Origin of the sequence: Devosia sp. (assembly GCF_039927955.1) — a bacterium.
Lineage (GTDB): Bacteria > Pseudomonadota > Alphaproteobacteria > Rhizobiales > Devosiaceae > Devosia.
In genome coordinates, this window is the sequence record NZ_JBDSUA010000006.1 from 69,801 (window position 1) to 76,417 (window position 6,617).

Genomic DNA, 6,617 nt, shown 5'->3' on the forward strand with positions numbered 1-6,617 from the left:
TGAAACTCTTATATCGGTCCGGCCTTGCCCTGCTGTACCCAGCGCTGAAAGCGTAGGTAGTCGGATGGTATGCCGATGTCGATGAAATTCGCATCCACGGCGACGGCGCGGAGCCGGCCATTTTGCACCAACAGCGGCAGGTAATCGCGCTCCAGCGAGAACGATCTGGGCAGCCCGGCGGCGAGAATATCGGGGCCCAGCTTGTACAATCCGGCATTGACCATGCCCGGTCCGGTGGCTGCCGATTTCTCGCTGAATCGGCGCACCAGTCCTGCTTCAATATCGACCGATCCGTAGCGTTCGGCATTGGGAACGCCAACCACGGCGATAGCCGGCTGGTCGGTGTCGGCCACATCGGCAATGCCGCCGCCCAGCCAAGTATCGGCATTGGTGACCAGAAAATCACCGGTGATCGAGAGGCTGGTCAGCGCATTGGTGATGGCGCCGCCGGTGCCCAGGGGTTCGTCCTCGATCACCCAATCGAGCGTGCAGTGGCTCATCTCCGGGCTGGTCCAGTGCTGCTGCAGGAAGGCAATGATGGCCTGTGCTTCGTAGTGCAGCAGAAACACAAAATGACGCACCCCGCTGAGCCGCCAGAACTCGATCATGTGTTCCAGATGCGGCTTGCCATCCACCGGGGCCAGAGGCTTTGGCACATCGGAGACCACGGTCTTGAGCCGGGTGCCAAAACCGCCGGCCAGTACCAGCAGTGGCAGAGCGTGGATTTTGTTGTCGGCGCGATCCGTCAAACGTCCACTCCATTCAAACCAGATGCGGGCCAAGGCGCAGACCGACTATCGAGCCGAGATGACGAGACTCTGGCAGAGACTGGCGCCTTTGCCGATCCAAAGCCGATTCTTTGGCCAAGGTAAAGCATGGCCCACATCAACTGTTGACCTGCGGGTTGGAGGGGCAGTTTTGACCATTTCAGCGAGGCGATTTTTCTGGATGAAACCGGCTTGATTGGTTAGGAAACCGACATGGATGACGCACCTCACCCGCTCGCCGACAGATTTTCCCGCATTCGAGCGATCGCGCTCGATCGGGACGGTACGATCAATGTCGACGTAAAATATCCGCATCGACTCGAGGACCTGCAGATCATCGACGGGTTTGCCGAGTTCATGGCCTGGGCGGCGGAGACTAAGCTGCCGGTTTCGGTGATCACCAACCAATCCGGGATCGCCCGTGGCTATTACGACGTCGAGGCGGCCCACAGGTTCAACGCGGCAATCAACGCATCGATCGCGCCATTGGGGCTGCGGATCGAGCATTTCGAGATGTGCCCGCATCTGCCCGATGCCGGTTGCACCTGCCGCAAGCCCGCCACGGGCATGCTGGAAAACCTGTCGGCCCGCTATGGTATTGCGCCGAATGAATGGGTCGTGTTTGGCGACCAATACAGCGATATAGAGTGCGCCAGCCGCTTTGGCGCGTTGAGCGTCGGGCTTGGTGCCAAGTTTGCCGCTCCCGGTTTAGCGCCGATCTCGCCCGATCTGGTGATCGGGGCGCTTGGCGACTTTCCGGCAATTTATCGGCAGGCTATTGCCAACAGTTCAAGGATTTAACATGGCTATCGATGCCGGCGACAAACTTCAGAGCGAGATTTCAGAACTGATTTCAGTGCTCTCGGCCGCCCACGTCGCGCTGGCCAAACCACTGGACAGCGCCAGCCAGTTGCTGATCAAGGCCTTCGCTGCCGGCAACAAGCTGCTGATCGCCGGCAATGGCGGCAGCGCCGCCGAAGCCCAGCACATGGCCGCCGAATATGCGGCAACGCTGGATCATCGTAACGCCCGCAAGGGCTTTCCGGCCATCGCCTTGACCACTGACACCTCGTTTTTGACGGCCTGGAGCAATGACTTCGGCTTCGAAACCGTGTTTGCCCGACAAATCCAGGCGCTGGGCCGGAAAGGCGACGTGCTGATGGTCTATTCGACCAGCGGCAACTCCAAAAATATCGTGCGGGCAGTCAGGGAGGCCAAGGCCATGGGGCTGATCGTCATCGGCTTTACCGGCGGCACCGGCGGCGCACTGGCGGAACTCTGCGATGTGGCGCTGGTGGTGCCGAGCACCACCACCCAGCGCATCCAGGAAATTCATTGCCTCATCGGTCACACGCTGTGCTCGCTGGTCGAACAGCAATTGACGACATTCGGGGATATCGGGCTGGATGGCATTTAACGTGGAAACCCCGGGCCGGATTTTGCCGCGCATCAGTGTCGTTACCGTCGTGCGCAACGCCGAAAGCGTGGTTGAGGCGACCATTGCCAGCGTACTGGAGCAGACCTATCCGGAAATCGAATATGTCGTGGTCGATGGCGCCTCGACCGACAAGACCTTTGAAATCGTCCAACGCCATGCCGACAAGATCGACGTGATGGTGTCGGAGCGCGACACCGGCATCTATGATGCAATGAACAAGGCGGCCAAGCTCGCGACCGGCGATTTCATCATCTACATGAATGCCGGCGACCGGTTTTTCGACGCTCGGGCCGTTGAAGAGTTCGTCGGCGCAATGGCGGGCGACGCCGTGATCTACTATTCGGGCTGGGTGGTGGAATATCCCTGGGGGCACACCAAAGCGAGCCGCCCGAAACCTGCGTCCGCGCTGCGCCACGGCATGATCGTGCAGCACCAGTCGGTACTGGTGCAAAGCCACTATATGCGGACGCACCCCTTCGATCCGATCCATGGCAACGGCGCCGACTTCGCCCTGCTGGCCGAGGCGGTGTCCTCTGGAACGCCGGTTATGGAAGTGCCGGGATATCTATCCATCGTCAGCACCGGCGGTGTCTCGGACACCCAGCGCATCCCCACGACGATGTCGCACTGGCGCACGGCACGGCAGTTCTTTCCCGGCTTTGGGACCGATGCGCGCTATGCAATGGAGATTGCCAACCAGTTCTTCCGCATAGCGCTGAAACGCGTGCTGCCCAAGCGACTGGTCGAGATAATCTCCGAACGGCGGGCATAGGCCCGCCTGATCGGCAAGACCGCTGGCGGAGCACCGGCGGAAAATCGACTGCGAGCGACGTGGCTTCCAGAACAATCAAGCTGTCAGTTCGAAGCCTTGCCACGGCGTGGACAAGCTTGGCGCACCCGGAGAGATTCGAACCCCCGACCTCTGCCTTCGGAGGGCAGCGCGACGGACTTCACCGCTTGTCCCGGAATTTCACGGTCACTCACTAACTAACTGAAATTTATTGTACTATCAACGCCACGGTTCTGTAGCACATCACTCGCCAACTTGCATCGTCTTGGGAATTCCCGATAGGGTGCTTGCTGGGTGCTTACTGGCGGTGAAATTATGGTGTCGATCAGAATAACGAAGACAGAGGTAGATCGAGCTGAAACGCGACCCGCGGATTACATACTGTGGGATGCCCAGCTAAAAGGATTCGGACTTAAAGTTTCGAGGGGCGGCGCTAAATCTTACGTTGCTCAATATCGAACCGCCGGGGGAAGGTCTGGGACGACCAAGAGAGTGACCATAGGCAAGCACGGCTCACCGTGGACTGCCGAGACGGCCCGGGACGAGGCACGAAGAATCCTTGGTCAAGTCGCCAACGGATCAGATCCCGCGAAGGCTAGGAGGGATTCCCGCGAAATGCCAACGGTCGCCAAGCTGTGCGACACTTACCTGCTGGAAGGAGTTGGCCTCAAGAAACCAAGCACGTTGGCCACTGACCGAGGTAGGATTGAGCAGCACATAAAGCCCCTACTCGGCAGCAAAAAGGTAGCGGATGTTACGCAAGCTGATGTTCGAAAGTTTTTACGAAGCGTCGCGGATGGCGCTACTGCCAAGGTGAGCAAGACTAAGCCGCGCGGGAAAGCCGTAGTTCGAGGCGGTCGCGGTACGGCAACCAGAACGGTTGGACTGCTCGGCGGAATATTCAGCTACGCTCAAGAACTGGGTCTAATTTCATCGAATCCTGTTCATGGTGTGCCGCGATTTCCGGACAACAAGAACGAACGTTTCCTATCGATGGAGGAGATATCGACACTCGGCGCGGCTTTACGAAAGGCAGAAAGCAAGGGGGTGAACGAAAAGGCCCTCACCATCATCGAGCTACTATTGTTAACCGGCGCTCGTAGAGGCGAGATAGAGGCGCTCAAGTGGTCCGAGTTCGACGCTGCTGGTCAAAGGCTACGGCTAAGCGACTCGAAGACAGGTCAAAAAAACATACCGCTGAGCTCAGCCGCCAGCGCCTTGTTATCCAAGTGTAGGCAGCAAGCGAAGAGCGATGCAACTTATGTGTTTCCCGCAACTACTGGCAATGGGTACTATCTTGGCACGCCGCGTGTTTGGTCCGCGCTTAGGGAGACCATCGGCATGCGCGACACTAGAATCCATGACCTACGCCACTCATTCGCGAGTGTGGGGGCAGTAAGCGGGACGCCGCTCTTGGTCCTAGGTGCAATCCTTGGTCATTCCGATCATGGGACCACGCAGCGATACGCACATATTGCCGCGAACCCAATATCGTCAGCAACGGAAGTGATCAGCAATCTCATTGCCGAAGCAATGGCCCGACCTAACCCCTCACGAGATTCCTAAGCGCACGGTGCGGTCATCCAGAACGCCATTTCTCTCCGCCATTTCACTCAGTTAAATACCTGACTATACTCACTTATCTACCATCTTAGGCTTAATTCGCCCCATTTTTACCCCACATAGTTTTGTACTTCGATTGAGGTCGGGGCTGAGGTGCATCTACAATCGAGCGCTGTACTGGAGAGAACGGGTCGCATTAAGCAGTGGTGTGCGGATCTGTTCTATCAACTTCGGCTACAGACGGCAGCGACAGCGGCCTTCCGATCGGCTGGTGCAATTTAAGCTTGCCAAGGCGCTTGAAGAGTTGACAAAATATCCCGCCCTCAATCGTCCATTTAAGGGCAATCGCCTAGCTCAGTGCCTTTATCAACTACTACCACTTGAGAGTTAGTACGTGGCCAAAAAGAACGATCCCCTCACAAAGACGGCTTATGCCTCTGTCAAGACTTCTGAGGACGTCGCAAAGTTTCTTTTTTACTTCTCAATAGCGCTGTCCTTGATAATACTCTTTGTAGACGAATTCACAAACGCATGGACCTACCAAACAGTCCAAATTTTGTTCTTTTTGGCGACCCTATGTTTATTTTTCTGTCGAATTGCTACCAATCTATACTGGTCAGCGAGAGCGCATGAAGGGCGCTACACAGATTTGTTATCGCATGCATTTCAGGTTCCTTTAAGTGTGGACACCTCGACGGGATACTACAACAACCAAGAGTCAAACACATATCGAAGACTAGCCGCCACAATTTTAGAGAATGCACTGTTTAGCAAAGAAGTTTCGCGTGGAATGCTCGCCATCGAGCGATGGAAGATCGGGCTCTATTCGGTAATCTGGGTAATTTGTGCGCTTATCAGGGGCACTGAAATTTCGTTTATAACGCTAATAGCCCAAATTATCCTGAGCCAAGACATACTTGAACGATGGATTAAGCTGGAGTGGCTGAGGGATCAATTCGAGAAAACCTACTTGAGCGCCTTTGCCCTAATACAAAGTTCAACTGACTTTTCGACACGCGAATTCTCTGGACGGTCAATTCAACTGGTGGTGAGGTATGAAACTATAAAAGCAAAGGCAGGTATTTCCTTGTCCACCAAGGTGTTCAATAAAATAAATGCTTCGGTATCAGATGAGTGGAAACGCACAAAAGTAATTTTGAACCTTTAGGCCGACGCTGTGTGATCCAGCAACCCCCAAAGCCTGTCCGAAATATTTGGTCCCTGGATTAGCAACCCTAATTCAGATCCTCTTGATTTCGCACCAGCAGTGACTGTTGACATCCAATTGAAGCTACTTATTGCGACGCTTTCTTGGTCCCATAGCAATATTTTGGCATGAAAATTACTGGCATGGATCAGCGAAAGGCCTGACACAATTTCCCCTGCCACAGGCGCCCTACCTTGCTCCACAAGCGTTTTACTAGGGCGACTATAGTATAGCTGAACTTTCTTCCCCGCTCCCGCTGCAGTTCGCATCGGGACCAAAACCGAAGTTTCCGCAGCAACACCGTAGATGTCACATGCGATTGCTATTCGATCCTGTGCACAGTCGCGGGCTTTGGTCACACAGGCATAGTGGTCACTGTCCACTAACAGGGTAATTTTGTGCGAGCCACTTTCTGGGTGTTTAAGCGCCGATTGCATAGCTTTTGACCAAAACCGATTGAGGCGCCGCGCAACAGGAGACCAGCTACCGGAAGAAGGCAGTTGTGAGGCTATAACGTGCCCCAATAACTGAGCGCATAGCCTCTGACTTCGAGATTTAATCGAGGCCTCAGTCCAATCAAAGTTGGATGATAGATAGTTACAACTTCCAACTACTGCACAAAATTTCCCGGACTTTTTCTCATCGAATATTACAAGTTTCGCGTGAGAACCGGAAGAGACGGGAGATAGCTGAATTCTGCCTCTCAAATGTACTGGTAATGAGTTTAGGCGGTGTGGACAAAGTGGATTCCCAAATCGGTAGATGAGTGATTCAAGGCTTCTCTTTGCGGAGAGTAGGCTTGGTACGAGGTTTGATGTCGGACGAGGAATGGGCTTTCTTCGAACCGTTCGT

The 6,617-nt window shown here is 55.0% G+C and carries 6 protein-coding genes and 1 pseudogene; 6 read left to right on the forward strand and 1 reads right to left on the reverse strand.

Going from position 1 to position 6,617, the window contains the following annotated elements; genetic code table 11:
* Nucleotides 1-8: 8 nt before the first annotated feature.
* Nucleotides 9-749, reverse strand: a complete 741-nt coding sequence (locus tag ABIT12_RS03555; protein WP_348046122.1) for a sugar phosphate nucleotidyltransferase — start codon at nucleotides 747-749, stop codon at nucleotides 9-11.
* Between the two features lie 231 nt (nucleotides 750-980).
* On the opposite strand from ABIT12_RS03555, the gene ABIT12_RS03560 reads away from it, so the two are divergent.
* From ABIT12_RS03560 to ABIT12_RS03585, 6 genes and pseudogenes are all read left to right on the forward strand, one after another.
* On the forward strand, nucleotides 981-1,568 hold the full coding sequence (locus tag ABIT12_RS03560; RefSeq protein WP_348046124.1) for an HAD-IIIA family hydrolase: 588 nt from the start codon (nucleotides 981-983) through the stop codon (nucleotides 1,566-1,568).
* 1 nt (nucleotide 1,569) lies between these two features.
* On the forward strand, nucleotides 1,570-2,184 hold the full coding sequence (locus ABIT12_RS03565; protein ID WP_348046126.1) for an SIS domain-containing protein: 615 nt from the start codon (nucleotides 1,570-1,572) through the stop codon (nucleotides 2,182-2,184).
* Nucleotides 2,174-2,977, forward strand: a complete 804-nt coding sequence (locus ABIT12_RS03570) for a glycosyltransferase family 2 protein (RefSeq protein WP_348046128.1) — start codon at nucleotides 2,174-2,176, stop codon at nucleotides 2,975-2,977. Before ABIT12_RS03565 ends, ABIT12_RS03570 begins: the two co-directional genes overlap by 11 nt.
* Before the next feature lie 333 nt (nucleotides 2,978-3,310).
* Nucleotides 3,311-3,589 (forward strand): annotated as a pseudogene (locus ABIT12_RS03575) (Arm DNA-binding domain-containing protein); the annotation flags it as partial.
* Between the two features lie 21 nt (nucleotides 3,590-3,610).
* Entirely contained in the window at nucleotides 3,611-4,561 is a 951-nt protein-coding gene (locus ABIT12_RS03580; protein ID WP_348046146.1) for a tyrosine-type recombinase/integrase, read from the forward strand.
* Nucleotides 4,562-4,952: 391 nt separating this feature from the next.
* A complete protein-coding gene (locus ABIT12_RS03585; RefSeq protein WP_348046130.1) occupies nucleotides 4,953-5,726 on the forward strand; it encodes a hypothetical protein in 774 nt (257 codons plus the stop codon).
* Nucleotides 5,727-6,617: the final 891 nt, after the last annotated feature.